The sequence below is a fragment of the Streptomyces sp. NPDC096132 genome, assembly GCF_044763345.1.
Lineage (GTDB): Bacteria > Actinomycetota > Actinomycetes > Streptomycetales > Streptomycetaceae > Streptomyces.
On sequence record NZ_JBIWGA010000007.1, the window covers coordinates 189,335 to 214,173 of the forward strand.

Sequence of the window (24,839 nt, forward strand, 5' to 3'; positions counted from 1 at the left end):
GTCATGCCCGCGAAGGGTAAGCACCGCCGCCCGAAGACCCTGCGCTTCACCCGTTCCATCGCCGTCGCCGGAACCGGCGGGGCCGCTCTCGCCCTCCCGCTCATGGGGGCCACCGGCGCCCATGCGGCCACCGCCGAGACGGTTTCCCAGTCGGCCGCCCAGGCCGTTTCGAAGTCGGTCGCGGAAAGCGCCGTACAGGCCGCTCCGGTCTCGCGGAAGTCCGCCGCCTCGAGCATGAAGACCTACACGGTGCGGGCGGGCGACTACCTCGCCAAGATCGCCGACGAGCAGAACGTCAGCGGTGGCTGGCAGAAGCTGTACGAGGACAACCGTGAGGCCGTGGGCAGCAACCCGTCGCTGATCCACCCCGGCCTCGAGCTGTCGATCGGCAAGAAGGCCGCGAGCACCAAGTCGTCGTCCGGTTCGTCCGGTTCCGCCTCGTCGCAGTCCTCGAAGTCCTCGCAGTCCTCCCAGTCGTCGAAGTCGTCGTCCTCCTCGAAGTCCTCCGACTCGCAGGCCTCGACGTCCTCCTCCTCGAAGGCGACCACCCAGGCCGCCGAGAGCGACACGGCCACCTCCAGCGGGTACACCCTCCCGGTGGCGGGCGCGACCGTCGGTACCGCCTACCACGTCGCCGGCAGCATGTGGTCCAGCGGCTACCACACCGGCGTCGACTTCGTCGTCCCGACCGGCACCTCCCTCAAGGCCGTCGGCGCGGGCACCGTCGTCTCCGCCGGATGGGGCGGCGCGTACGGCAACCAGGTCGTCATCAAGCTCAACGACGGCTACTACGCCCAGTACGCCCACCTGTCCCAGCTCTCCGTCTCGGCCGGCCAGACCGTGACCGCGGGCCAGCAGGTCGGCCTCTCCGGCGCGACCGGCAACGTCACCGGCCCGCACCTGCACTTCGAGATCCGCACCACCCCGAACTACGGCTCGGACGTGGACCCGGTCGCCTACCTCCGCTCCCACGGCGTCGCCGTCGGCTGACCCCCGCCGACGACCTCGTCCGACACGCCTGACACGCACAGGCGTGACACGCACACCTGACACGCAACCGAAGGCCGGACCCCGATCCCCGGGTCCGGCCTTCGGCGTGCCCTGGCTCTCCGATCCTGGGTCCGGCCTTCGGCGTGCCTGGCAGGGTGCCGTCCACCGGGCGGCGTTCGGCTTTGCTCGATCATGATCGTTTTATTGCGGTCGTGTGGCATCCCTTTTCGCCCCATCGACAGCCGGGACAAGGTGGGGACACAGTGATCTCCGTCAGGGAGCAAGCGCTTTCTATCGCTCTACGGAGGTCCCGTGTCCGGCGTCGACCGACGCACCGTCATCAAGGGCTCCGCACCAGACGTCCACGCCGGCGCCACCCGGGGTGTGCCCGACGGTTCCGTGAAGTGGACCGCGCACGTGATCGCGCCGGACGCGCCGAAGGCCGACCGGTACCTGCTGAGCGCGGGCACCCCGGCCGCCCCGGAGCACCGAGTGACGGTCACCCGGGGCAGCGCCGGCCGGATCGAGGTGTCCACCGGCGTGATCACCGCGGCCTTCGCGGCCAAGGGCACGGTCGAGCAGGACGGTCCCGTCCGCGCCGTGATCCGGGCGCACCGCAAGGTGGCCGACCGGCTCATCTCCCTTCTCCGGCAGGACCACCAAGACCAGCAGGCCCCCCGAACCACAAAGGAGCACCAGTGCACCCCACCCGACGCCGAAGAACCGTCGCCGTCACCGCCGCCGCCGCCCTGCTCGCCGGCCTCTTCTCCGCGCCCGCCGGCCACGCCGGCGAAACCCCGCGCCGGACCGTCGAGAACCTGGACCGTGGCCTGGTCGCCGTGTCCTCGGGCGAGGGCACCTTCCTCAGCTGGCGCCTGCTGGGCACCGAGTACGCCCGGTACGGCGACGCGATCGCCTTCAACGTGTACAAGAACGGCCGCCGGCTCAACCGCGAGCCGGTCCGGAAGTCGACGACCTACCAGGACGACTCCCCGGGCACGGGGACGTACACCGTGCGCGCGGTCGTGGGCGGCCGTGAGCCGAAGGCGGGTTCACCCGCCCTGGACGTTCCCGCCCTGGACTTCACCGACGGCTACGCCGAGATCCCCCTCGCGGCCGCCGACGGCTACACCGTGCAGCACGCCTGGCCCGGCGACCTGGACGGCGACGGACGCTACGAACTCGTCGTCAGCCGCCTCTCCCGGACCCGCGACCGGCCCGACCTGCTGGAGGCGTACACCCTCACCGGCGAGCGACTGTGGCGGGTCGACCTCGGCCCCGGCTCCTACACCCAGGCCGGCGGGAACGGCGCCAACGACCCGGCGCCCGCCGCGATCAGCGGCTCCACGGCGATCGGCGGCTACCGCAACGACGACAACGTCACCGTCTACGACCTCGACAGCGACGGCAAGGCCGAGGTGCTGGTGCACACGGCCGCCGGGACCACCTTCGCCGACGGCTCCCGGGTCACCGCCGCCTCGCCCGCGAACCAGTTCGTGTCGGTGATCGACGGCGTGACCGGCACCGAGCGCACCCGGCAGCCCGTCCCCGACGACTTCGTCGCCGACGGCCCCTCCGGCGGCCACTTCGGCATCGCCTACCTCGACGGCGAACACCCCAGCCTGGTCACGAAGCTGGTCACCCGGATCGGCGCCAAACGGGGGGCGTTCCGGGTGCTGTTCCAGACCTGGGACTACAACGGCACCGATCTGACCCGCCGTTGGAAGCACGTCGTGGATCCGGCCACCGGCGCGACCAGCTTCCACCAGATCCGCACCGTGGACGTCGACCAGGACGGCAGGGACGAGATCGCCGACGGCAACTACGTCGTGAACGGCGACGGCACCCTGCGGTACGTCGTCGACCGGGCCATCCACGGCGACCGCTTCGACATCGCCGACCTCGACCCCGACCGACCCGGCCTGGAGGGCTTCGCCATCCAGCAGTCCGAGCTCGGCATCGTCTCGAACTTCCCCTGGTACTACTACGACGCCGACACCGGCGAGCGCCTGGTGACCGGCGCCCACCCCACCGACCCGGTCAGCGACGCCGACCTCGACGTCGGCCGGGGCAACGCCGCCGACATCGACCCCGGCCACCGCGGCTACGAGTACTGGACGTCCACGGCCGACGTGACCCGGCCCGGCGCCGGCGTCTTCAACGTCCGGGACGGCAAGGTCTCCACCACCACGCCCAGCGTCAACTTCCGCATCTGGTGGGACGGCGACAAGGCGTCGGAACTCCTCGACTTCACCCGCGTCGAGAAGTGGGACCCGGCGACCGAGACCAGCGCCGTCGTCTTTGACCCGTCCGGGGTCGTCTCCGGCGCCCGCAACGCCACCCCCTTCTACGGCGACCTCGTCGGCGACTGGCGCGAGGAGATCCTCGCCGAGACCGCCGACCACACCGCCCTGCGCCTCTACACCACCACCGAGCCGACCCGCACCCGCGTCTACACCCTCGCCCAGAACCCCGAGTACCGCCTCGGCTGGACCGTCCGCGGCTATCTGCAGTCGACGTACACCGACTACTACCTCGGCACCGAGACCCGCCGCATCCCCAAGCCCGCCCTCACCCTTCCCGAAGGAGCCGATCGACGTGACGACCACGCGTAGAGCATTCGGAGCACTCGCGGCCGGCGCCGCCCTGGCCGCCCTCGCCCCCACCACCCCGGCCTCCGCGAGCGCCGGACCCCGCCACCGCCGGCTGATCGCCCACGACGACTTCCGGCACGGCCTGCGCCAGTGGGCCGTGGAACTGGAGAAGGGCGGCACCGTCACGGCCTCGCGCGGCACCCTGGAGGTCGATGTGCCCGCCGGCGCCACGATCTGGTTCCGCCGGCCGCTCGAAGGGCCGTACGTCCTCGAGTACGTCGCCACCCCGGTCGCCGCGGGCGGCGCCAACGACCGCGTGTCCGACCTCAACAACTTCTGGAACGCCGTCGACGTGCGCTCCCCGGACGACCTCTTCGCCACCCCGCGCGGCGGCGCCCTCGCCGAGTACGACTACCTCAAGACGTACTACGTCGGCTACGGCGCCAACACCAACACCACCACCCGGCTGCGCCGCTACGTCGGCCAGGCGGGCGTGCGGCCGCTGATCTACGACTACACCGAGCCGCTGCTGGTCGCGAACGAGCCGAACCATGTGCGGATCGTCTCCGACGGCTCCACGGTGAAGTGGTGGAACAACGGGCGGCTGGTCTTCGACTACACCGACCCGGAGCCCTACACCGGCGGACACTTCGCGTTCCGTACCACCTGGAGCCACTTCCGGATCAAAAGCTTCCGGGCGTGGTCTCTTATTCCCTGATGGGCAAATTCTTTAGGAGTGGCTTATCTCACCGCCCGTCAACCCTTTCCTACGGTCGCGTAGGTCACATTCGAAGGTGAATCATGATCTGCCGTGGCAGACGATTCGAAGAGTGACAACAGATCAGTGATCGGGTCGTACGTGGCGGTGGGGGACAGCTTCACCGAGGGCGTGGGCGACCCCGGCCCCGACGGGGCGTTCGTCGGCTGGGCCGACCGGTTCGCGGTGCTGCTCGCGGACCGGCGTCCCGAAGGCGACTTCGAGTACACCAACCTGGCCGTGCGCGGAAAGCTGCTCGACCAGATCATGGAGGATCAGCTTCCGCGGGCCGTCGAACTCGCCCCGGACCTGGTCTCCTTCTGTGCGGGCGGCAACGACATCCTCCGGCCCGGCACCGACCCCGACGAGGTCGCCGAGCGCTTCGAGCGGGCGATCGCCTCGCTCACGGCCGTCGCCGGCACCGTCATGGTGACGACCGGTTTCGACACGCGGGGGGTGCCCGTGCTCAAGCATCTGCGCGGGAAGATCGCCACCTACAACGGACATGTGCGGGCCGTCGCCGACCGGTACGGGTGTCCGGTGCTCGACCTGTGGTCCCTGAAGTCCGTGCAGGACCGGCGGGCCTGGGACGACGACCGGCTGCACCTCTCCCCGGAGGGGCACACGCGGGTGGCGCTGCGGGCCGGGCAGGCGCTCGGGCTGGAGGTGCCGGCGGATCCGGAGCAGGTGTGGCCGCCGTTGCCGCCCCGGGGGACGCTCGAGGTGCGCAAGGACGACGTGCACTGGGCGCGGGAGTATCTCGTGCCGTGGATCGGGCGGCGGCTGCGGGGGGAGTCGTCCGGGGACCATGTGACCGCCAAGGGCGCGTTGTCGCCGGAGGACATCCGGATGCGGATCGCTTCGGTGGCGTGAGGGGTGGGGTGCGGCGGGAGTTCTTCGCCCCCGCCGCCCCTACCCGTCCCGCCCCTGGGGGCTCCGCCCCCAGACCCCCGTTTCGGCCCTTAAGGGGCCTCGTCCTCAAACTCCCCCAGAGGGGGCACCCCCAGACGGGCTGATGTACTCAAGCCCAGTTCTCTCGTCAGGGTTTCCTCCACCCACTCCTGTGCCCTGGCCCGGGACACCGTGCCGCCGTACGACGTCAGTTGTACGGCCAGGCCGTCCAGGAGGGCGGTCAGGCGCAGGGCCGTTCCCGGCGGGTCCGGGCAGGTGAACTCGCCTGCTGTCACGCCCTCGGTGATCACCTCGGTGAGGGCGGTCTTCCACTGGCTGTCGAGGTCCCGGGCGACCTCCCGCAGTGCGGGCTCGCGCAGGGACACCGCCCAGCCCTCGATCCACAGCCGCCAGCCCTTGGCCTGGCCGGTGGGGGCGTACCAGCGCACGGCCGAGCGCAGCCGGCGCAGCGCCGTCGTACGGCGGCCGAGCAGCCTGCGCAGATGGGCCAGGTCGTCCTCGGCGGCGTACGCGAAGGCGGCGGCGACCAGCCTCTCCTTGGACGAGAAGTGGTAGAGGACCAGGGCGTTGCTCACGCCGAGCGCCGCGGCCACGTCGGCGATCCTGACCGCCGCCACGCCCCGCGCCTCGATCTGCTCGATGGCGGCCCGCAGCAGCTCCTCGCGCCGCTCGGCCACGCTCAACCGGACCCTCGCCACGCCGTCACCCTACACAGCGGCCCCGCCCGGTGCCGATCCGCACAGCTGCCGCGACCTGCGCCGACGTCCTCACCGGTGATGCCCGAACCGCTCCGCGATCACCGGCAGCCGCTCCGCCGCGACCGCGTGCGCGGCGGCCCGGGGTGTCGTCCCGTCCGCCTCGGCGCGCGCCAGGACCAGCTCCACCAGCGCGCGCATCGCACGCCGGGTGTACGCGAACGCCTCGTCCGCGTCCGCGCCGATGTCACCGAACAGCGTCCACCACCACCAGGCGTTCGTCCCGGAGTTGACCACGACGTCCGGCAGCACGCTCACCCCGCGCGCGTGGAGCGACGCCTCCGCCTGCGGCAGGACCGGCATGTTGGCCGCCTCGGCGATCCAGCGGGCCGTGATCCGCTCCTGCTCCTCGGCACCGATCGCGTACGACACGGCCGCCGGCACCAGCACCTCCGCGTCCACCGACAGCCAGGCCTCGCCCGGCAGTTCACGGTCGGCGGGCCGCAGCACGGCGCGGTCCACGGTGCCGTGGCCGTCCCGCGCGGCGAGCAGCGCCTCCACGTCGAGCCCGTCCGGGTTGGCGATCGTGCCCTTGACGTCGGCGACGGCCACGACCGTCAGCCCCGCGCGCGTGAGGAAGCGTGCCGTGGCGCCGCCCATGGTGCCGAGCCCCTGGAGCGCGACCCGTGTCCCGGCGTACGGCACCCCGGCCCGGTCCAGGGCCGTCAGCACCGACTCGGCGACCCCGCAGCCGCCGACCAGTTCGTCCAGGCCGATGCCGTCCACCTCGACGGCGAAGGCGTCGGCCAGGCGCGCGCGGGCCGCCTCCTCGTCGTCGAGCAGCGGGTACACGGCCTGCACGGACGAGACCAGCCCCACCTCGGCCGCCGCCCGGTCCACCAGGTCCTGGGTCAGGCCCAGGTCCTCTCCGGTGGTCCAGCAGCTCTCCACGTACGGCCGCACCGCCCGCAGGTAGCGCACCAGCAGCCCGTACGCCTCCGGGTCCCGGGGATCGCAGTCGATGCCGCCCTTGGCGCCGCCCAGGGGGACGTAGCGCGCCTCGGGGTCGTAGTGCAGCGCCTCCTTGAGGCTCATCCCGCGCGCGAGGCCCGTCACCTCCTCCAGGGTGCACCCCTCCCGCATCCGCAGGCCGCCGCTGCACACACCGCGCACGAGGCGGTCGACGACCAGGAAGCCCCGGCGGCCGGTGACGTCGTCCGTCCAGGTGAGGGACAGCACAGGGGCGGCGGGCATACGGACTCCTCGTACGGATTGCTACTGAACAGTGGGTCAGTATCGGGAGCCGGGAGGAGGGCTGTCAACGCGTTGTCGGAGCGGGCGACCATAATGGAATGCCTCAGCGACTCCACCTGGAGGTACCGTGTCCGGTTTCCGTTCCCTGAGCTCCGGGCTCCGCGCCGCGTTGCAGCCCGAGGCCTTCGGCGCGGATCCGAGCGGTGAGCGCATGGCGCGCATCCGCAGATCGCCCCACTTCAAGGACGGGGTCTTCGAGAACCCCGGCGGCCCGGCGCGCACCCGTCCCTCGGGTTCGTCGCTGGAGCTGGCCAAAGTCTTCTTCGACAAGGAGCAGCGGCCGCGCCGCGCCCCGGCGGGCACGGTCCCGGTGCACGCCACCACCCTCGCCGACCTCGCCAAGCCGCCCGCCACGGGCCTGCGGCTGACCTGGATGGGCCACTCCAGCGTGCTCGCCGAGATCGACGGGCAGCGTGTGCTGTTCGACCCGGTCTGGGGCGAGCGCTGCTCCCCGTTCTCCTTCGCGGGACCCAAGCGGCTGCACCCGGTGCCGCTGCCGCTGGCCGCGCTGGGCCCGGTCGACGTGGTCGTCATCTCCCACGACCACTACGACCACCTGGACATGCCCACGATCAAGGCGCTGGCCGGCACGGACACCCTCTTCGCGGTGCCGCTCGGCGTCGGCGCCCACCTGGAGCACTGGGGCGTCTCGGCGGACCGGCTGCGCGAGCTGGACTGGCACGAGGCGACCAAGGTCGGCGGACTCACCCTCACCGCCACCCCGGCCCGCCACTTCTGCGGCCGCGGCCTGCGCAACACCCAGCACACCCTCTGGGCCTCCTGGGTCGTCGCCGGCGAGGAGCACCGGATCTTCCACAGCGGCGACACCGGCTACTTCGAGGGCTTCAAGGACATCGGCGCCGACCACGGCCCGTTCGACGCGACGATGATCCAGATCGGCGCGTACTCGGAGTACTGGCCCAAGAACCACACGGATTCTACGCCGGTGCCGGGCGCGTGGCCGGACATTCACATGAGCCCTGTCCAGGGCGTTCAATCGCACCTTGACCTGCAGCAAGGCGAGCCCGGTGGTGTGCTGCTGCCGATCCATTGGGGGACCTTCAACCTGGCCTTCCATCCGTGGGCCGAGCCTGGTGAGTGGACCAAGGCTGCCGCTGATGCGGTGGGGCAGGCGGTTGCGCTTCCTGTTCCGGGGCAGCCGTTCGAGCCAGCTGGGGTGTTGCCGGTCGAGCCGTGGTGGAGGGGCGTTGGATTTGTGCCCGACCGCGAGTGGCCCGTCCCCGCGCTCGCATCGACGACGACTCGTGAGGATCTCGATCTGGTGGGCGAGGTCTGATCTTGGACGAGCTGAGGTGCGTGACGGATGCCTTGGCGGGCATGACGGAGGCTGAGCGGAATCAGGTGCTGCGATTCATCGATGGGCCCGCGCGTCGACCGGCAGAGGAGAGGACGTGGGAGTACCGGCCGCTGCCTTCGATGCACCGTGGAGAGGTGACTGTTCGGGTGAGGGTGACTGGCGCAAGCGTCAGCGGTACTTCGGCGACGTTGATCTGTTTGTGATGGCGCACTGTGCGGAGCGGACGCAGTAGAGGCTGAGGGCGACATGAAGAACAGGGTGGACTGGACGGACGAGCGGCTTGGATCCAACGTCTACGAAGACATGGTCTCCGTCCTTATCAGTCGTCTTCATCCGCAAGCTCAGCGCATCGATGGAGCGGGCGGAGACAAAGGACGTGACGTTCAGGTACCGCTCCTTACGGGTCTGGAAATCTTCGAGCTTAAGAGCTTTACCGGGCGCCTTGATGAAAGGTCCGGCAGGAGACGCCAAGTTTCCGACTCGCTCAAAAATGCGGCCAAGCACACCCCTGTGGCTTGGTACCTTGTGGTACCCATCAATCACACCGATGGCGAACTCGTGTGGTTCAATAACTTGACTGCCAAGTACTCCTTCCCGTGCGTTTGGCGCGGGAAGGATTGGCTCGACAGTCAGATGGCCTCCCACCCGGAGCTCCCGCGTTACTACCTAGAAGGCAGTAATGACGAGATCGTTAGCATGATGCGGGAGATCAATCAAGAGCAAGCTGCCCTCACCCGAGGTGTTGCTAATCTAGTAGATCGTGTACGCGCGCTCAAGGACCGACTCAACTCCCTCGATCCACATTACGAGTTCAGTTTTAGTGTCCAGCCAAACGGCTCCGTCAACGTCGCAACGCATCCTCGATATCCGGGTGCCGAGAAGGATCGCCCAATTCAGATTGGTGGCGCATTTACCTTCCCCGGTACTGAGGACGGAAAGAAGGCTGCACAGGCGCTTCAGGATAGTTTCGACTATGGGACAGCCACTGTTGTTCCAAGCGAGTTCGTGAAGAAATTTTCCATCGACGCACCCGCCGAGTTCGGCGGAAACTTCGATGGTGGTGAACTGCGCATCGGTGGCGAAATTGACAACACCCCGCTGTCGGACGCACGATTTGCCCTCCGTATTCGGGATGCTCAAGGCACTATTAAAGCTCACCTCCCGCTCGAAGCCAAGGAACGGACATCGGGTAGGAGGGGAATCGAGTTGAGGCTTGAAGATCTTGGTGGCGTTGCGAGGATTGTGACACGGTTTGACGTGACTACCCATCACGCCAAAATTACATACTCGTTCCAGATGCCCGAGCGCAGCTTGCCGTGCATCCTGTTGCCTGTCGTTCGCTTTCTAGCGGAAGCGAAAGAGGGTCGCGGTGCAACCTTGGTGCTTAATGGCAAGGAAATTGGTCCGCCAATGGATCTGCCTGCCTCGAATTCAAGCGTCGATGCGTCACTGCAGATTCTTCGTACCCTCGACGACATTCAGCGCATCAGTGGTGTGTACTTTCCGATTCCTCAAGACCTCACCGATGAAGAATTCAAGTCAGTCAGGGAAGTCCATTGTTACCTGATTGGCGAGACAATCGTCTCGCAGTGGGACTATGCTTCTTTCACGATCCCGCGAACAAGTTTGGAGAACCCCGAGTTTCAGCAACTCCAGCAGGGTGACAGCGTTCCCAACCTTGTTCTAAGAAATGATCTAGTCCTTCGCTTGGGTGAAGACTCCTACAGCCTGGGATTTCTCAACCGGACGTATTCCTCGGTAAAGCTGGAGTCTCTGTCCGATGTCGCCGATGACTCTGGCGCTGAAGATACCGTTAATGTGAAAATCGTGCCGGGTGATGACACGTCTGTATCAGTCTGTCTGGCCGAGTAGACGTCGCGCAACTGAAAAATCGAAAATTTGATGACCCGGCACCGCAGCGAGAACCCGGACTCAGCTACCCAAGATACCGGCGGGGTCCGGAAGCCAATAGCTCCGTCAGAGCGGCGGCTGCACCGCACCTGCGATGAGCGATGTCCTAGCGGGCACAATCCGATGCCACCCGTCGGCGACGGCGCTGCAGGACCTCGGAATGCGGTCCCGACATGGAATCCAGGATCGTTCGGCCCGTCGGGACGCGCATCCAGGTAGGTCAGCCCATGTTCCCCAGCCTGGTGTCTGGACAGCAGTGTGGGCACCGGCGGCGAGGCGAGGTTCGGGGCTCTGCCCGAGTCTGCCGTATCCGCCCCACTGCATCTCCGCAACAGGGGATGATGCGCCCAACAGCACCCTCGGGGGGATCCATGAGTACCCGCACCACATCCACTGCTCTCGCAGCCACGCTCACCGCCGGCCTGCTACTTTGCGCCTGCTCGAGCAGTGATAGCACTGACGACAGGGCGAAGGCTGAGACCGTCAAACCTGCCGCGACCATCACAGCCACCGCAACCAAACTGCTGAGTGAGGAAGAGGTCAGCCAGCAGTGCACGGACGCCGTCGCCGACGCCGCTCCCGGATGGGACGACTGGAACTTGGATTTCGCGGGCTACAAGGACAACCCTCAGGTACCCGAGGTGTGCAAGGGACTCGACACCCTTGCATTCAGCGATGCATACGTCGAGGGCTTGGACAGTGCGGCTGCGTGCGATACGCCCGCCGCCCTACCGGGCAGGTGCTGACGATGCTAGCCCCCTGAACCCAGGCGGTATGGTCCACGTATCTCGCCGAGCCCGCCTCTAACGTTTTTCGGGCGTGACCCCGCGGAATCGGACGACTTCAATTCACGCAATCACCCTGGAGCAGGTACAGGCGCTTGTCACTTGCCGATGACGACTCCGTCCCGCGTGCGAGTGTGTCCGGGGAGTGGTCGTAGCCCTGGCCGCGACGGCGCGTAGGCGCCAGACTGGGTTCCCCCGGTAGATCCCTGCTAGCAGCATGGCGCGTTCGGTGGTGGCGGTGTTTGCGCTCCGGGCTCAATCGAACGCCAGGACATCCTCGTGTGGGACATCGAGGGTCCAGTACGCGTAGCGGGCGCCGAGCAGTTCCATCAGAGCCGGGAAGTTAGGTGTCTGGCGGTGGGATTCCAGCCCGAGGCTCTGGAGCGTGGACAGGGTACTGGTGGCGAGGGCCTGCTTCAGGGCGACTGGTGTGAAGGCGTCATCCGGTGGTGCCGGATCGTCTTCGGTTTCTGGCCGTCGCAGCGCTGCTGCCCTGTGGATGACGTCCTGTGGATTCGCCGCGGGATCAGTGGTCAACTCCAGCGATAGCCGGTAGTTGATCACGATGTTGAGCACAGCGGTGAGGAGGTGCCAATCGCGCCAGCCGTCGTCCCGCAGCGTGAAGGCTGTGGCGCGAAACGACGTGGATGCAGTCAGCCTTTTCATGGTGTACCGCACGATGGGAAAGGCTTCATATCGGTGACGTACGGCCTCGATGGCACTGGCCTCGTCATACCCGGGGCCGGGTGTGTGCGGAAGGTCCAGAGCCGGGTGGGCCGCTGCACGGAAGGGAGGAACGTTCTCAAGCCGAGTGGGGCGGAGGCTTGAGAGCTGGCGGTAGTGATCGTCTGGCAGCAGGTCGGCGAGTTCGTCGTAGGCCCGGCCGGCAATGAGTTTGTGGTTGAGTCCCCGCTCGAATGCTGTTTGCACCCTCTGCATGAACTGCTCTTGGGGCAAGAGCGATTCGGCCATGAGGATAGCCATGAGCGGGGCGGCCAGGTCGGCAAGGTACTCCCCGTCGTGCGCATCGGTCTCCTCGTTCCAGGGGGCGAGGTATACGCGCCACCGACTGACGTGGTTGTCCGGGAGCTGCTCGGGCTCTGGTGCCCGGGCGTCGAGTTGCACGTCAATGTGGATGTGGGCCGGCTGCAGCAGCGGATCGAGAAGGACCAGCTCCGCGATCAGGATTTGCGCCGCGGCGACGAACCGCTCGCAGGCCAGCACGGCGTGCCGCGTGTTCTCGCACTCCGCCTGCCAGGTGGGGCCCCCGGCCGCCCAGTGGTAGACGCGCCGTGGCCCCTCATCGGCGAAGAGCCGGCCGCAGCCGCTGCGCATGGCCATCTGCATCCACTCGGCTTCATTGCGCGCAGGCGCGTCGACGTCTTCGAGCTGAGCATCGATGAGAGCATCCAACCCGGTCCGCGTATGCACGTCCGCCAGGACCGGGACGAGGTGGGGACGGATCTGCCGGGCGGCCAGGAGGGCCATACCGCTGTCGACCACCACGGCCTGGAAGTCGTCATGCTCCTCCTCGTTCCAGGGGTCATCTACGTACTGGCCTTGAGCCGTGATGGCGTACTCCGAAAGCGCGGCTGAGGTCAACAGGTTGCCGGCCTGGTAGTCGCAGTCGGAGGCCCGCAGCAGTCCCTGGGCGATGAACGGGGCCAGTGTGGGGTTTTGGGAACTTCCTGCCGCGACGCACACGGCGAGGGCACACTGCTTGGCGGCCAGCGGCAAATGGAGGAGGCTGTAGAGCCTGCCCGCCATGAGCAGTGCTTGCAGTGCCCAGGGCAGGGTGTCGCCGAACCACGTGCTGACCTTCATGGTGCGGACTTCCCCCAGCGCTTCGAGGGGGCGCTCGATCCGCAGGAATTGCAGGGCCCGGTTGCGGCTCTTGCGAGCGCGGGCGATACCGCCTTCTGTCCGTTCGACGGCCTCGTCGAGTGCCTGGCGCACCTGCGGATAGGCCGGGTGCGCGGCCAGCAGCGGGGCGGTCAGATCGAAGGCGTCGGCGATGGATGCCACAGGGAAGGTCTGCGCCTGGGGGAGCAAGTCGCACAATTGCTGCAGGTGTGCCATGACTTGAGGCAGATCGGCCACGGTGAGCCGGTTCGGATCAAGGGGGCCGATGTCCTCGGCTGTCAGATAGCGCGGCGGCGGTTCTGCCCGGTCCGCGGTCGGCTCGGGCCGATAGTTCGCTGGCTGGTCGGCCGGGCGGATCCGCAACGCCACATGCGCGGCCAGGGCGTGGAGCCTGGCCCGGCGGTTGACCGGCGGATTCTCCTCCAGGAGGGTGCGGATACGCGTGGTGAGCAAGGCCGTCCAGCGCTCTAGGTCCTGTGCCGTGAGTGCGGTCGCGTGTCCGGTCCAGGCCCCGTAGACGTAGGTCAGCAGCATCTCAGCGTCGTGTAGCAGCCCCATGTCGCTGCTGCTGAGTGCCTGATCGAAGAAGTCTCGTACCAGAGCGTCTACGGGAGTGAGGTCGCCCAGACCGCGCAAGTGGGCCACGGCGATCTCGTACTGCAATCTCGGCCGGACCCTGTCGGGGTCGGCGACCTGCAGCACGCGGCGAGCCCAGTCGAGCCAGTCCGCAAGGTCGGCGCGCGCCCCGGCGTTGAACGTGGCATGGCGAAGAGCCCGTCGCAGTTGGGCGAACTCGCCCAATTGACCGGTAAATTCCTTCTGTTCACGCCAGCGGGCGCGGGCCTGCAGGTACCACTCGGGGTGGGCTTCCGTGGGTTCGGGCGCAGGGGCGAACTCGCTGGGGACCTGCAGGTATGTCTCGGCGAGATGGAACAGCTCTGGTTCTGCGAGCTCTTGGGCCAGCCACAGGCTGTCGAAGATGTCCACGCTCACCTGGAAGTTGGTGCGGGCCTTGTCTTGCAGGTCGTGGCGGGTGCTGACAGGCACCGGGGCCACGGTGAAGTAGGCGATTCGATGCACGGGGGTGCCGGTGGAACAAATGGAGGCAATGTCGTTGCGGATCTTGCTGGCAACGTTGCTGCGCTGGATCGTGCAGGCCAGCACGATCGTCTCGTTCGAAGCGAGCCGTGCGAAGGCTGAGGCTTCAGGGGCCTTATTGCGCAGGCGGGTGAAGTAGCTTTCCGCATCGCGGCCTTGGTCTCCGCCCGTGCTCACCGGTCCGGTGGCTGGCAGTAGATTGCTTGCGATCCGCCGTCGGGCCACGGCGAGGGACAGCGTCTCGAAGTCGTGGTGGGCGTTGCGCTCCCCCAGGGTGTCCAGGCCGAACCGGATGAACTGCTGCAGTTGCGACGCGGTCGCCACGGAAGGGGCCTCCTTGCTGCTCTGCGCCAACGAGCGCAGCGGTTCGGTCATGGGGTGTCTGCCTGCAGCACACCCGGCTGGGGCTGCGGTGGGCGCAAGTCAGGGTTCCGATCGAGATACTGAGCGCGCCCTGGTGTCGGCCTGTCGTCGAAGACAGGATCTGGTCAGCGGACGTTGTCGATGATCTTCATGAGGCGGGCGACGGACCGTTTATCGTGGCCGTGCGCGACCATGTGTCCCACCACGATGTCCGTATCGATGGCGTCCTGCCGCAGCAGGTCCTCCAAGATGGAGGCGCTGCGGTCGGCGCCGAAGCCTCTCGTCCACCCGTTGTTGCCGTAGCCGTGGATCCGTTCAAGTTCTTGGCGCTGTTCGGGGCTGCGGGTATCGGCGGTCACTGCTCCGGTCGTCAGGTCCACGGCCTGAACCTCCATCGCCCACCCGATCAGGGGCGCAGTGTGGCTTTCCACCACTGCCAGAGCGCTATTGCGGGCGTATGAAGCCGCAAGATACATGTCGCCGTAGTCCGGCACGTAAGCCAGGACAGGCCGCTGCCTGAACTGCGCGCCGCGGCCCCGGCTCGTCGTAGCCTCATAGGTGCGAGCGAACCGCCTGATCACGTCCGGTCCTGCCTGCCACTGCTGCTGGGTCGGCGTCACCAACAGGGGCTGGCCTCCCAGAACATGGGCCTGCTCCAGCAGCCAAGCCGCCGCCGGTTCCGCAGCCTCGTCCCAACTCCGCTCGGGGTCGTCATCAGGCACCCAAGCTGCGGTGTAGGTCACTATCGTCATTCCTCGACCGTAACGCCAGGCACTGACATTCACCCTCGGCGGGAGCACCCCTGGGTTTCACCTCGCCCGGCCGCTGTCGCGACAGACGCAGAGTTGCCCGCCGCCCGCGCGTCGAACGGCGCACAGTGCCCCGCCCGCGTGCTACGAGTACCCGCGCCTCGTACACCTTGACCAACCGATCGGACCGTGGCCGCACGACCCATGCCGACGAGGCCGCACCACCCCGGATCCCAAGTCGACCAACGACGTCAACTTCGACGACGCTCAGCTGAATGGGTGACGGACCAGCAGCACTGGATGAGCCCCTCTGTCCGAGCCTGGCTCGGAGTTTTGGGGAGATAGCTCGCTCCGGAGCGGAACAGCCCTTGCTGCCGGCGGGCTGTGAGTGACTGACCTGGTCCTGGTGCGCTGGTCATGGTTGAGAACGCCGCTAATGGTCAACTCGCGCTATTCGCACGGCATTTGACCTAGGGATGCCGAGAACGACTTGTGCTGCAGCAAGGCGAGCCGGGTGCGGTGCTGCTGCCGATCCACTGGGGAACCTTCAACTTGGCGTTCCATCCGTGGGCTGAGCCCGGTGAGTGGACCAAGGCTGCGGCTGATGGGGTGGGGCAGGCGTTTGCGCTTCCTGTTCCGGGGCAGCCGTTCGAGCCGGATGGGGTGCTGCCGGTCGAGACGTGGTGGCGGGGTGTGGGCTACGTGCCCGACCACGAGTGGCCCGTCCCGGAGATCGCTGTGAAGACGAGCCGGGAAGACCTTGATCTTGTGGGCGAGCTGAGGCGTGTCACGAACGTCCTGGTAGCCATGTCGGAGGCGAAACGGAATCAGGCGTTGCGAGCGATCGATGGGCCCTTGCGTCGGCACAGACAGGAGCAGACGTTGGGGTACCGACCGCTGCCTTCCTTGGCGCGTAGCGTCCGAGATGCGGCGGCGTGGTGTTGATATCTTCCCGAGCCATGCTGCCTGACGGCGGTTCGCATGCCCAGCGCGGGTTCACAAGGATGCCGACGGTGGGCTCGGGCGCGGTGAACCATGCGGAAGGTGTCACTGTGCTCCGTGGCTACTCCTTGGTGAAGTCCACGAACAGTCAGCACTGCGGTGGGGGCAGAGGCGTCCAGGGGGTGTTACGGGTGTTCTCCCTGGCGCGCTGTGGGAATTGTGCTTGTCGTAGAACGGCCGCTGGTGTGATCCTTCTTGTGGACGAGAAGGACGCACGACATGGCATACGCTCGCTGGCGCCACATCCTCACGGAATCGCAGCGTCACGCCCTCAAAGCGGTCGATGAGTGGAATTGCTCGACTGGAAATTACAGCGACTTCCTCACTCACATGCACAAGGCGTGGCACTACCTGCTCCACGCGGAGTTTCACAAGGAGAAGATCGACTATCACTACCGGGATCCCAAGACCGGTCAGCACCAGCTCATCGACGGTGATCCGAAAGCATGGGATCTGGACCGATGCCTTCGGGAGCGCTTCCCTGACAACAGGCATCCGGTGCGCTTGAACGGAGAGCTGTTCGTGGCGCTCCGTAACAAGGTGGAGCACCGGTACGAGCACAACCTGAAGATCGCCACGGGCGGCAGGGCGCAGGCCCTCGTCATGAACTACGAGCAGGAGTTGGTCGCCCACTTCGGCGCCGAGTACAGCCTTGCCGACCGGCTTCGTTTCCCGATGACACTGCAGGCTCTCACCGCTGAGGGGCGAGAGCAGCTCCAGGAAGCTGCGAGGAAGCTACCGAAACGCACCCGCGACCTTGTGGCGAAGTTCGATGCCGCTGTCGATCCGGCCGTGCTCGACGATCTCAGGTACGACTACCGCGTGCGGCTCGTGCCGATCATCGGCTCGAAGACGGACGCCGACCTGGCGATCAACTTCGTCAAGCTCGACGAACTGAGCGAGGAGGAGCGTACGGTCATGGTCGAAGCCGGGCGTCTCGGCACAGTGATCGAGAAGGTCAAGCACGTCGAAGTGGTTGATAGGGGCAAGCTGCTCCCGAAGCGAGTGGCTCGTCTCGTGGAAGAGCAGGTGCCCTTCGAATTCAGCGCCAGCCACGAGCACGCGATCATGTGGCGACGCTTGGGAGTCAGGCCTGCCACAGGGGCCCTCGATCCCCTCGCCACGGACGCGAAGTACTGCGTCTACAGCGAGGCATTCGGTGCGTACGTCTACACGCACGCCTGGGTGAAGAAGGTCGTGAGGGAGATCGGCACGGTTGAGAAGTACCGCGTGTTCTTCGGCCGGGAGCCTCGCATGAAGAAGGTGACCCACTTCCCGAAACAGGCAGGGACGCCAGAAGTGAGCGAAGCGCAGCAGCACGGCAGGTCTGCTTGAATCTCCGGCAGGAGTGTCTCACTCACCGAACAAACCGTCCTGCATATATTGGATGGCCTTCCGCTCCGGGTAGAAGACGGCCAGCAACATGAAGGTCTTGGGGTGGGCCGCGATATTGCCGACGAAGAAGTGGACGGCCCGGTTCGGGGCGCACATCCGGTCGTACCAAACCTCGCGCAGTGCCTCACGGACTCCGCGCTCGCCGTACTTGCGCCGGAACTTGCGGTACGACTGGCCGGCCTCCCAGTCCTTGAGCCCCATGTCATGGGTCGGGCAGCTGTCGTCAGCACAGCGGAAGCTGTAGCGGAGGTCGAGGGGCACCCATTCCAGCGGATTCAACTCCTGTTCGAACAGGTCGAGTTGATCGGCCAATGCCGCCTTGGAGGCTGACCAGGACGCTGCGGGTTCCAGTCGGAAGCGGGTGATCTCAGCGGGCTGGAAGACGCCGAGGGATGTCCCCCGCGCCTCCTGATCCCGCTTGATGGCGCAGAGCGACGGGGCGACCAGCGGTTCGACGTAGCGGTACCGATTCTTCCAACCTCCGTCTGGCGGCACGTCCCCGACGATCTCCAGAGTGTCGAGGTCGGGGCGGAGACTCTCTGGGCGTGAGTCCCGTTCCGGCCGGTGCGGTTCGACGTCGACCTCGATGATCGAATACTTGGAGAACTGGGCTTCTTCGACCAGGAGCCGGAATGGCACCGGGAAAAGCCGTACGTGCTGCGGCTCGCGCTGGTCCAGGCGTATGCCAGCCACACAACTGGTCTCGCGGTACTTGTTGGATAGCTCTGGGTACGTCTTGACCGTGATCAGTATCCGTGCGCGCTGCCGATTCCCCGCTCCCATGGACGCCCCCTCCGTGATCTCCCGGATCTGATTGGAGGAGAGGCACGCGCCACGGGCAAGGGCGCGTGCGGGAGCAGGCGGTGAAGTCAGGCCAAGGGAATCACAGGCACTGCGGCACGCCTACGCACCGTCTCGAGGACGACCTGCCGGTGGCAGCGGTTCTCGTCCTGCTCGAAGCACAACACCGCCACCCGTGACTGCTGGGCGCGCTCGGCGAGGCGATCGAGATCGGTCTGCGCCTCCTCAGACCGCAGCACCCCCTGGAACCGGGCCCTGCCCTCGGCGACGCGGCCGTCCCAGAACGGCGCACGGTTGTCTTTCGGATTGCCCAGGCCACGTAGGTGGGTGTACTCGATGCCAGCCTCCGCAAGCGCCTCCCCGAGCCGGGTCTTACTGAAGCCCTTCTTGCGACTGATCGGCGTGAGCCGCACGTCCGCCACCACATCGATATGGCTCTCGACAAGCGAGGCGACGAACGAGTCGATGTCCCGTCCTTCATACCCCGCAGACCACAGTCCGGGCCTTGCCTTGGTTTCCCGGAACAAGTCGTCGAGAGAGACTTGAAGGGCTTCGGCGACCGCTCCAACGGTCAAGAAACCTGGCTGGATTGCTCCCTCGCTTTCCAGGCGAGCCACCGTCTGTACAGAGACGCCCCCTTCCTTGGCGAGTCGCTCACGCGACCACCCGCGTTCCTCCCGCAACGCCCGCAACCTCTGGGCGAGAACGCGGGCGTGGTCATGAGGACGCGCTGAGTGGTGGCTTGCCATGGTCGTGATCCTAATGGCCGCTGAGAACGCAAGGGGCGGCGTTCCCGGTCAGGTATGGGGCGGGACTGGCGAATACCCTCCGCCTTTCCGACGGCCATGGCGTCACACACCTCCTCTTACGAGCCAGCTGGCCCCGCCCAGGCTCGATGTGGTCGCCTCGAGCCGACTGCAAGATCTACTCCCCTGCAGGGCGGGGGCGTCGAGGACTGCTCGCAGGTGAGGGACGCCGCGAAGTCGAGGGCGGCCTGGTCCTAGAAGGCCCGGTGATGACGTTGACGCCGGTTGGCTGCCGTCGTTCTCGGCGGCTGGGACGGCGGCGGTGGCCAAGGATGGGTCTCACCATTGGTGGCCTGTCAGCTGAACCGGAGGCTTCGGAGGAATTGCCTGCGGCGCAGCTGCCTTGAAACGTGGATGGGGCGTTCAGTGTGACGGGCCGAGTGCGGGGCCCATTCGCTCGGGGTGAAGAGGACTCACAACCCTGTAACAGGTTGCCCAGTGAGGGCTTGGGCGATCTGCCAGAGTTGGCCGCCGCGGGATGCCTTGACGAGTACGACGTCGTCGGGGCGGAGGATGGAGTCGAGGTAGGCGGCGGCGGTGATGTTGTCGCCGACCAGCGCGATGTCCGGCACTCCGGCCGCACCTGCCGCGAGGGCGAGTTGCTTGGCCATGTCCCCGCCGACCGCTACGACGAGGTCGACGCCGTTCTCGGCTGCCATGCGACCGACCTCGCGGTGGGCTTCGACGGCAGCATCGCCCAGTTCCAGCATCTCTCCGAGTACGGCGATTCGCCGGCCGCCTGTGGCCTCGGTCGTGTCGCCGACTGCCTCGGTCATCAAGACTCTCCGTTGGGATTGAGGGGCGCGAAAGTGATCGCGCGGCCGGTGTAGGAAGCGGACACGCGGCTGAGGGGGACAAGGTCGTGGGTCTGGCCCCAGGCCGAGGGGTCCCGGAAGTGGATCGTCGGGTCGGGGCCGTCGTCGTAGCCGCGGAGGATGACGAGATGGCCGCCGGCGCGGCCGTCGTCGGGGAATTGCTCGGTCACGGACACGATGAGCGGGGCGTGGTCGAGGCGTGCCGTCAGGTCTTCGAGGGGGACGGGCTGGGCGGTCGAGGGGACTCCGAGGTCGGTTGCCAGGCTCGCGATGCCCGCGTGGAGTGCTCCACGCGGGGTCAGCACCTCGTGCTTGACGGCGAGTTTCAGGAGCTCCGTGACCGTGGGTGCTTCGCGGCCGTAGGCGAGCAGGATCATTCTCAGCGAGGCCAGGCCGCACGCCCGGTTGGACCATTCGATCCTGTCCCCGAGCGCCCATCCCCCGTGCAGATCCCATTCGGCGGGGTCGATCAGCTGACGGCACAGGGGGACATCGTGGACGCGCGGCACAGTGGCGGGCTCCTACGGCGAGACGGCAGCCTCCCGAGCCCGTGTGGTGTCGGCGAACGCGGGAGTGGGCAGGGGGACATCGTATGGCGGGCGGGCCAGGGCTTCGTGGAGCATCGCCAACACGACGTCCGTGTGTGTGAGTCCGACCATCGCTGCCCCCACGGCGAAGTTGCTGTCGCGGGACATGCCGGGCGTGCTGTTGACCTCCAGCACGTACGGATCGCCGTCGTCAGTGAGGATGAAGTCGATGCGTGCCGAACCACGCAGCCCGAGGCCGTCCCACAGCGTCCGGGCGTGCCCGGTGACCTGGTCCAGCACCTCGGGCTCCAACTCGGCAGCGCGCACGGTGACCGCGGCCCTGGAGTCCACGTCGAGCTTCGAGTCGGCGTCGTAGAAGTCGGCTTCGGCCGCCTCGGTGGTCAGCGGCGGGAAGACGACGACCGAGTCGCCCGGTAGTTCCAGGAGTCCCACAGTCATGGGCGTGCCCGCCACGTACTCCTCGATGAGCACCTCCGCACCCTCAGGACTGGCCGCATCCGCCAGAGCGGCGGGCAGGTCCGCCGGGTCGCGTACGAGGCTCATGCCCACGCTGGACCCGCCGAAGGGCGGCTTGACCATCACGGGACGCCCGTTCCAGGCCACCGGGCCGCCGCCGGACCAGACGTGCCAGCCGGGCGTGGGGACGCCGAGGGTCAGCATCACCCGCTTGCAGAGGATCTTGTCGGCGGCCACCGCGGATGCAGCGACTCCGCTGCCGCAGTAGGGCACGCGCAGGTAGTCGAGCAGTCCCTGCAATCGGCCGTCCTCGCCGAAGGGGCCGTGCAGATTGGAGAGTGCTACGTCGTACCCGGCCAGGTCGATGATGAAGTCGGGTTCGCACGGGTCCAGCACTTTCCAGCGGGCACCGATCTCTTCCAGCGCTGTGCCCAGGGCGGTGACGGATCGCTGCTCGACGGGGCACTTGGAGTGATAGAGCCGGTCCTCGGCGGACACGGGCCCGTAGATGAGGGCGACCCGGAGGCCCTGGCGGCTCCGCCCCCACTCGCGAAGCTCCTCGGCAGCCTTCTGCAGTGCGTTGTCCGAGCTGGGGTTGAGGAAGCGAGTCATGCGAGTACCCCTTCGAAGATGTGGGTGACCGGGCCGCCGACCCAGTGAGTTCGGGTTGGCCGGGCGTCGTGCGGCCGGACGGTGAGCGGCTGCCCGGCGCGGTTGTGGACGGTGACGGCGCGCCCTGCGACCAATCCGCGCAGGGTGGCGATGACGACGGCGGCGACGGCGCCGCTTCCGCACGACAGGGTTTCGGCTTCGACTCCGCGTTCGTAAGTGCGGATCTTCAGTGCCTGATGGCCTGCGGATTGAACGAAGTTGACGTTCGTGCCCAACGGGGCAATGTCGGTGTGGTGGCGCACGAGGCGCCCGACTGTCACCGTGTCGATGGCGTCCACGTCGTCGACGATGGCTACGGCGTGTTCCGTGCCTGTGTGGGCGCTGTCGAACCAGGTCGGTCTGCCGTTGATGACGGTCTGTAAGCGCCGAGGGTGTACCGTGCCGACCTCGGCCGTGACCCACACGGAGTCGTCGGATACGACCGCCTCGTGCTCCACGCCGGCCATGTGGAGACTCATCTGTTGAAAGCCGTGATCGCGGTGCGCGGCCCAGGCGGAGCATCGTAGGGCGTTGCCGCACATGGTCGCGGTCGAGCCGTCAGCGTTGAAGCAGGTGATGTTGAGGACGGCGGGGCTGTGGCTGATCAGTCTGCTGATGACCAGGCCGTCGGCACCCACGCCGGTACGCCGGGCGCACAGGCGTTCCGCCTCCTTGGGCCACTCCTTGTCGTCGTCCGGACCGAGGTCGGAGAGCAGGATGAAGTCGTTTCCCGCGCCGTGGATCTTGCGGAAGCGCATGGCGAAGCTCCTCGCGTCGTGAGGTGAGGGTGAGGCGCCCGAACAGGGCGGGGGTCAGCGGCGGTCGATGGGCCGGTAGGTGGTCCGGGCTTCTCGCATGACCCAGGGCTCTCGTCCGGAGAAGATCAGTACGCGGTGGGCTGCGGTGCCTGCGGACCTCATGTCTCGGACGCGCTGGTACTTGCCGTCGAGGTAGACGAAGTCACCGATGCGGACATCGCCCGGCGGTCGGGTATGCCCGATCGTTCCGACCGGCGGAGGGGGCATGGGAGGCGCTTCCTTGGTCCTGCGCTCGTACATCAGCCCCTCCAGATGCCGAGCAGGAGTGAGCCACCGAGTGCGATGAGGCTTGCCGCGTAGGCGAGTTGTTGGTTGCGGGGGCTCATTGGATTCCGATCAGGTGGTGCTCCACGCGGGCGCGGACCGACGGGATGCCTATGTCGGTCAGGGGCACCCAGGCCGCCGCACCCGTTTCGATCATCGACGGGAACACGGCGCCCGAGTGGGCTCGGTAGAGGTAGCGGATGCCGACGCGGAGGCGGGGCCCGTACCGGTGCTGGCCTGGTCTGGTCACGTCGACCAGGAAGGGTCTCTCGGCGCCGGGCTGCGTCCAGACGTCGCGGATGCCGGCCTCCTCGGCCAGCAGGCGCAGGGCCGCCTCGCTGAGGGAGTCGTCCCTCTCCTCCGGCTCCGCCTCGGCGAGGGCATAACCTCCCTCGTGCCGCAGGCACAGGACGCGATCGTGCTCGTCGACGACGACCGCTCCGGTGGTCACGAGGGGGCAGCGCTGGTCGTGGGTGCAGGCTCGGCGCTGTGAGTGGTCTCGGGCCGCGTCGTAGACCGGCATCAGCGCCATCTGGTCGGTGGGGTGCGTGTAGATGTAGTGGGAGAGTTCCCGCACGATCTGGTCGTCCCTGACGCTCACGGGGCATCCAGCCCGTTGCGCTGGGAGTAGATCCACAGCAGGCGCCGCGTCAGCAGGGCGAGATTGCGGAGGTAGAGGTAGGTCCCGAAGGTGGGCGTCTCGGGGGTCGGCCGGCTGGTGAGGTCGACCAACTTGGTGCCCTCTCGCAGGAGTTTGCGTACCTCGCTGTCGTTGTCGGCGCCCAGGTCCTCATGGAGTAGGCGGTTCAGATGCCCGGCGATCGCCGGCACCTGCTGGTCCATCGCAACGCGGGTCGTGGTGTCCATCCGCAGACCGAGGACGGTATTCGTCTGCGAGGAGATCGCCTCTACGTCGATGGGGGTGCCGTCACCCCCGATGTCCTCGGCCGCCTCGAATGCCTTGCCCGTACTTGCCACAGTCATCACTGGCCCCTCCGAACACGTTGTCAGCCGTGGCTATAACGCTAGGAAGGGAAGTGGATGGGGCTCCACGAGTGTGCCGGAACTTGCCGGGCATTCACCCTAGAGATTCGATGGCAGCGGTGATGATTTCCCGCGCTGCGGCACCGTAGACGGCAAGTTCGGCCAGTTCGCCGAACGTTTTGGCATACATGGCAAGTTCGTGGTTCTGGACGACGGTGAGATGAGCAGAAACCAGTTCGACGTTCACCAACTCGTCGTCGTACAAGAAGAATCCCTCGACCGGCCATAGGCCCGAGCGGTCGGCGTCCTGGGGGATGATGCCGATGCTCACTGACGGCAGTGCCATGACGCTGAGCAGGTAGCCGAGTTGGCCGGCCATCACGTCGGTGCCGCCGATGCGGTAGCGCAGCACGCTCTCCTCCAGCAGGATCGCGAACGTGTGGTTCCCGTAGACGACCTGCTGCTTCTCCACGCGCACCTTGACGGCCGCCGGCACGTCGTCGATGAGCCCTCGGCGGTCACGAATGGAGGTCAGAAGCGCGGTGATGTACGAGGCCGTCTGCACCGGGCCGGGGATGAGCCAGGGCGAGTAAATCCGGAAGCGCTCCGTGCGCTCCCACAGAGGAACCACGGATTCCTGCGCCCACTTGAGGCCGTGGCGTTCCATCTTGCGCCACTCGACATACATGCCCTCAATTCCGCGGGCAGTCGAGATGAGGTCCTCTGCTTGGTCCTCCGCGTTGCACGCGGAACACCACGCCAGAAGGTCGCGCTCCGAGGGCGCGCGTGTGCCGCTCTCGAAGCGCGAAGCCTTCGACTCGTGCCAGCCCAGGATTTGGGCCAGCGCTCGCTTGGTGAGTCCGGCTGTTTTGCGGATTTCGGCCAGACGTTGTCCGAGTGCCTTGCGGGCTTCCTGGACGCTCGAAGAGGGCGATGTCATATCGGTGCGA

Annotated in this window: 22 protein-coding genes; 8 read left to right on the plus strand and 14 right to left on the minus strand. The window is 67.2% G+C overall.

Annotation, left to right across the window (positions count from 1 at the left end; genetic code table 11):
* The first annotated feature begins 3 nt into the window (after positions 1 to 3).
* The 4 genes from ACIRF9_RS18780 (at position 4) to ACIRF9_RS18795 (ending at position 5,214) form a co-directional block, all read left to right on the plus strand.
* The gene (locus tag ACIRF9_RS18780) at positions 4 to 990 is read left to right on the plus strand and encodes a peptidoglycan DD-metalloendopeptidase family protein (protein ID WP_403822931.1); all 987 of its coding nucleotides are present in this window, start codon (positions 4 to 6) and stop codon (positions 988 to 990) included.
* A gap of 698 nt (positions 991 to 1,688) precedes the next feature.
* Entirely contained in the window at positions 1,689 to 3,605 is a 1,917-nt protein-coding gene (locus tag ACIRF9_RS18785) for a hypothetical protein (protein ID WP_403822934.1), read from the plus strand.
* The gene (locus tag ACIRF9_RS18790) at positions 3,589 to 4,302 is read left to right on the plus strand and encodes a DUF6250 domain-containing protein (protein WP_403822937.1); all 714 of its coding nucleotides are present in this window, start codon (positions 3,589 to 3,591) and stop codon (positions 4,300 to 4,302) included. The genes ACIRF9_RS18785 and ACIRF9_RS18790 overlap by 17 nt, the downstream gene beginning before the upstream one ends.
* Before the next feature lie 126 nt (positions 4,303 to 4,428).
* Positions 4,429 to 5,214: an SGNH/GDSL hydrolase family protein gene (locus tag ACIRF9_RS18795; protein ID WP_403822940.1), complete on the plus strand. Its 786-nt coding sequence runs from the start codon at positions 4,429 to 4,431 to the stop codon at positions 5,212 to 5,214.
* An 89-nt stretch (positions 5,215 to 5,303) separates the two neighbouring features.
* On the opposite strand, the gene ACIRF9_RS18800 is transcribed toward ACIRF9_RS18795, so the two are convergent.
* Together ACIRF9_RS18800 and ACIRF9_RS18805 are read right to left on the minus strand one after the other, a co-directional pair.
* Complete coding sequence (locus ACIRF9_RS18800) at positions 5,304 to 5,951, minus strand: TetR/AcrR family transcriptional regulator (protein WP_403822943.1); 648 nt, start codon at positions 5,949 to 5,951, stop codon at positions 5,304 to 5,306.
* Positions 5,952 to 6,020: 69 nt separating this feature from the next.
* Positions 6,021 to 7,202 (minus strand): Glu/Leu/Phe/Val dehydrogenase dimerization domain-containing protein, encoded by a 1,182-nt coding sequence (locus ACIRF9_RS18805; RefSeq protein ID WP_403822946.1) that lies wholly within the window; start codon positions 7,200 to 7,202, stop codon positions 6,021 to 6,023.
* 127 nt (positions 7,203 to 7,329) lie between these two features.
* Here ACIRF9_RS18805 and ACIRF9_RS18810 point away from each other — a divergent pair, with 127 nt between their 5' ends.
* The 3 genes from ACIRF9_RS18810 to ACIRF9_RS18820 all read left to right on the plus strand — a co-directional run bounded on the left by ACIRF9_RS18810 (position 7,330) and on the right by ACIRF9_RS18820 (position 11,237).
* The gene (locus ACIRF9_RS18810; RefSeq protein ID WP_403822949.1) at positions 7,330 to 8,559 is read left to right on the plus strand and encodes an MBL fold metallo-hydrolase; all 1,230 of its coding nucleotides are present in this window, start codon (positions 7,330 to 7,332) and stop codon (positions 8,557 to 8,559) included.
* A gap of 279 nt (positions 8,560 to 8,838) precedes the next feature.
* Positions 8,839 to 10,452 carry a hypothetical protein gene (locus ACIRF9_RS18815; RefSeq protein ID WP_403822952.1) on the plus strand — a complete coding sequence of 538 codons (1,614 nt, stop codon included), beginning with the start codon at positions 8,839 to 8,841 and terminating at the stop codon, positions 10,450 to 10,452.
* 410 nt (positions 10,453 to 10,862) lie between these two features.
* Positions 10,863 to 11,237, plus strand: coding sequence for a hypothetical protein (locus tag ACIRF9_RS18820; protein WP_403822955.1), 375 nt, complete (start codon positions 10,863 to 10,865; stop codon positions 11,235 to 11,237).
* 294 nt (positions 11,238 to 11,531) lie between these two features.
* On the opposite strand, the gene ACIRF9_RS18825 is transcribed toward ACIRF9_RS18820, so the two are convergent.
* Together ACIRF9_RS18825 and ACIRF9_RS18830 are read right to left on the minus strand one after the other, a co-directional pair.
* Positions 11,532 to 14,612 carry a hypothetical protein gene (locus tag ACIRF9_RS18825; RefSeq protein ID WP_403822958.1) on the minus strand — a complete coding sequence of 1,027 codons (3,081 nt, stop codon included), beginning with the start codon at positions 14,610 to 14,612 and terminating at the stop codon, positions 11,532 to 11,534.
* A gap of 113 nt (positions 14,613 to 14,725) precedes the next feature.
* On the minus strand, positions 14,726 to 15,352 hold the full coding sequence (locus ACIRF9_RS18830) for a hypothetical protein (protein WP_403822961.1): 627 nt from the start codon (positions 15,350 to 15,352) through the stop codon (positions 14,726 to 14,728).
* A gap of 1,218 nt (positions 15,353 to 16,570) precedes the next feature.
* Here ACIRF9_RS18830 and ACIRF9_RS18835 point away from each other — a divergent pair.
* A complete protein-coding gene (locus ACIRF9_RS18835) occupies positions 16,571 to 17,686 on the plus strand; it encodes a DUF3644 domain-containing protein (protein WP_403822965.1) in 1,116 nt (371 codons plus the stop codon).
* A gap of 18 nt (positions 17,687 to 17,704) precedes the next feature.
* Here ACIRF9_RS18835 and ACIRF9_RS18840 read toward each other — a convergent pair whose 3' ends face one another.
* From ACIRF9_RS18840 to ACIRF9_RS18885, 10 genes are all read right to left on the minus strand, one after another.
* On the minus strand, positions 17,705 to 18,529 hold the full coding sequence (locus ACIRF9_RS18840; protein WP_403822968.1) for a hypothetical protein: 825 nt from the start codon (positions 18,527 to 18,529) through the stop codon (positions 17,705 to 17,707).
* An 86-nt stretch (positions 18,530 to 18,615) separates the two neighbouring features.
* Positions 18,616 to 19,296: a DUF488 family protein gene (locus tag ACIRF9_RS18845; RefSeq protein ID WP_403822971.1), complete on the minus strand. Its 681-nt coding sequence runs from the start codon at positions 19,294 to 19,296 to the stop codon at positions 18,616 to 18,618.
* Between the two features lie 470 nt (positions 19,297 to 19,766).
* On the minus strand, positions 19,767 to 20,129 hold the full coding sequence (locus ACIRF9_RS18850; RefSeq protein ID WP_403822974.1) for a glutamate ligase domain-containing protein: 363 nt from the start codon (positions 20,127 to 20,129) through the stop codon (positions 19,767 to 19,769).
* A complete protein-coding gene (locus ACIRF9_RS18855) occupies positions 20,129 to 20,677 on the minus strand; it encodes a C39 family peptidase (RefSeq protein ID WP_403822977.1) in 549 nt (182 codons plus the stop codon). The genes ACIRF9_RS18850 and ACIRF9_RS18855 overlap by 1 nt, the downstream gene beginning before the upstream one ends.
* A gap of 12 nt (positions 20,678 to 20,689) precedes the next feature.
* Positions 20,690 to 21,784: an ATP-grasp domain-containing protein gene (locus tag ACIRF9_RS18860; protein ID WP_403822979.1), complete on the minus strand. Its 1,095-nt coding sequence runs from the start codon at positions 21,782 to 21,784 to the stop codon at positions 20,690 to 20,692.
* Positions 21,781 to 22,581: a diaminopimelate epimerase gene (dapF, locus tag ACIRF9_RS18865; protein ID WP_403822982.1), complete on the minus strand. Its 801-nt coding sequence runs from the start codon at positions 22,579 to 22,581 to the stop codon at positions 21,781 to 21,783. Before dapF ends, ACIRF9_RS18860 begins: the two co-directional genes overlap by 4 nt.
* 54 nt (positions 22,582 to 22,635) lie before the next feature.
* Positions 22,636 to 22,848 carry a hypothetical protein gene (locus tag ACIRF9_RS18870; RefSeq protein WP_403822985.1) on the minus strand — a complete coding sequence of 71 codons (213 nt, stop codon included), beginning with the start codon at positions 22,846 to 22,848 and terminating at the stop codon, positions 22,636 to 22,638.
* A 115-nt stretch (positions 22,849 to 22,963) separates the two neighbouring features.
* Entirely contained in the window at positions 22,964 to 23,506 is a 543-nt protein-coding gene (locus ACIRF9_RS18875) for an NUDIX domain-containing protein (RefSeq protein ID WP_403822988.1), read from the minus strand.
* On the minus strand, positions 23,503 to 23,889 hold the full coding sequence (locus ACIRF9_RS18880; protein WP_403822991.1) for a hypothetical protein: 387 nt from the start codon (positions 23,887 to 23,889) through the stop codon (positions 23,503 to 23,505). Before ACIRF9_RS18880 ends, ACIRF9_RS18875 begins: the two co-directional genes overlap by 4 nt.
* Positions 23,890 to 23,983: 94 nt before the next feature.
* A complete protein-coding gene (locus ACIRF9_RS18885; RefSeq protein WP_403822994.1) occupies positions 23,984 to 24,829 on the minus strand; it encodes a helix-turn-helix domain-containing protein in 846 nt (281 codons plus the stop codon).
* Between the last annotated feature and the right edge of the window lie 10 nt (positions 24,830 to 24,839).

Coding starts and splice junctions, on each gene's coding strand:
- dapF (WP_403822982.1), bottom strand. CDS start 22,581: ATGCGCTTCCGCAAGATCCACGGCGCGGGAAACGACTTCATCCTGCTC.
- ACIRF9_RS18860 (WP_403822979.1), bottom strand. CDS start 21,784: ATGACTCGCTTCCTCAACCCCAGCTCGGACAACGCACTGCAGAAGGCT.
- ACIRF9_RS18870 (WP_403822985.1), bottom strand. CDS start 22,848: ATGCCCCCTCCGCCGGTCGGAACGATCGGGCATACCCGACCGCCGGGC.
- ACIRF9_RS18845 (WP_403822971.1), bottom strand. CDS start 19,296: ATGGCAAGCCACCACTCAGCGCGTCCTCATGACCACGCCCGCGTTCTC.
- ACIRF9_RS18805 (WP_403822946.1), bottom strand. CDS start 7,202: ATGCCCGCCGCCCCTGTGCTGTCCCTCACCTGGACGGACGACGTCACC.
- ACIRF9_RS18820 (WP_403822955.1), top strand. CDS start 10,863: ATGAGTACCCGCACCACATCCACTGCTCTCGCAGCCACGCTCACCGCC.
- ACIRF9_RS18780 (WP_403822931.1), top strand. CDS start 4: ATGCCCGCGAAGGGTAAGCACCGCCGCCCGAAGACCCTGCGCTTCACC.
- ACIRF9_RS18825 (WP_403822958.1), bottom strand. CDS start 14,612: ATGACCGAACCGCTGCGCTCGTTGGCGCAGAGCAGCAAGGAGGCCCCT.
- ACIRF9_RS18880 (WP_403822991.1), bottom strand. CDS start 23,889: ATGACTGTGGCAAGTACGGGCAAGGCATTCGAGGCGGCCGAGGACATC.
- ACIRF9_RS18885 (WP_403822994.1), bottom strand. CDS start 24,829: ATGACATCGCCCTCTTCGAGCGTCCAGGAAGCCCGCAAGGCACTCGGA.
- ACIRF9_RS18840 (WP_403822968.1), bottom strand. CDS start 18,529: ATGGGAGCGGGGAATCGGCAGCGCGCACGGATACTGATCACGGTCAAG.
- ACIRF9_RS18835 (WP_403822965.1), top strand. CDS start 16,571: ATGGCATACGCTCGCTGGCGCCACATCCTCACGGAATCGCAGCGTCAC.
- ACIRF9_RS18830 (WP_403822961.1), bottom strand. CDS start 15,352: ATGACGATAGTGACCTACACCGCAGCTTGGGTGCCTGATGACGACCCC.
- ACIRF9_RS18850 (WP_403822974.1), bottom strand. CDS start 20,129: ATGACCGAGGCAGTCGGCGACACGACCGAGGCCACAGGCGGCCGGCGA.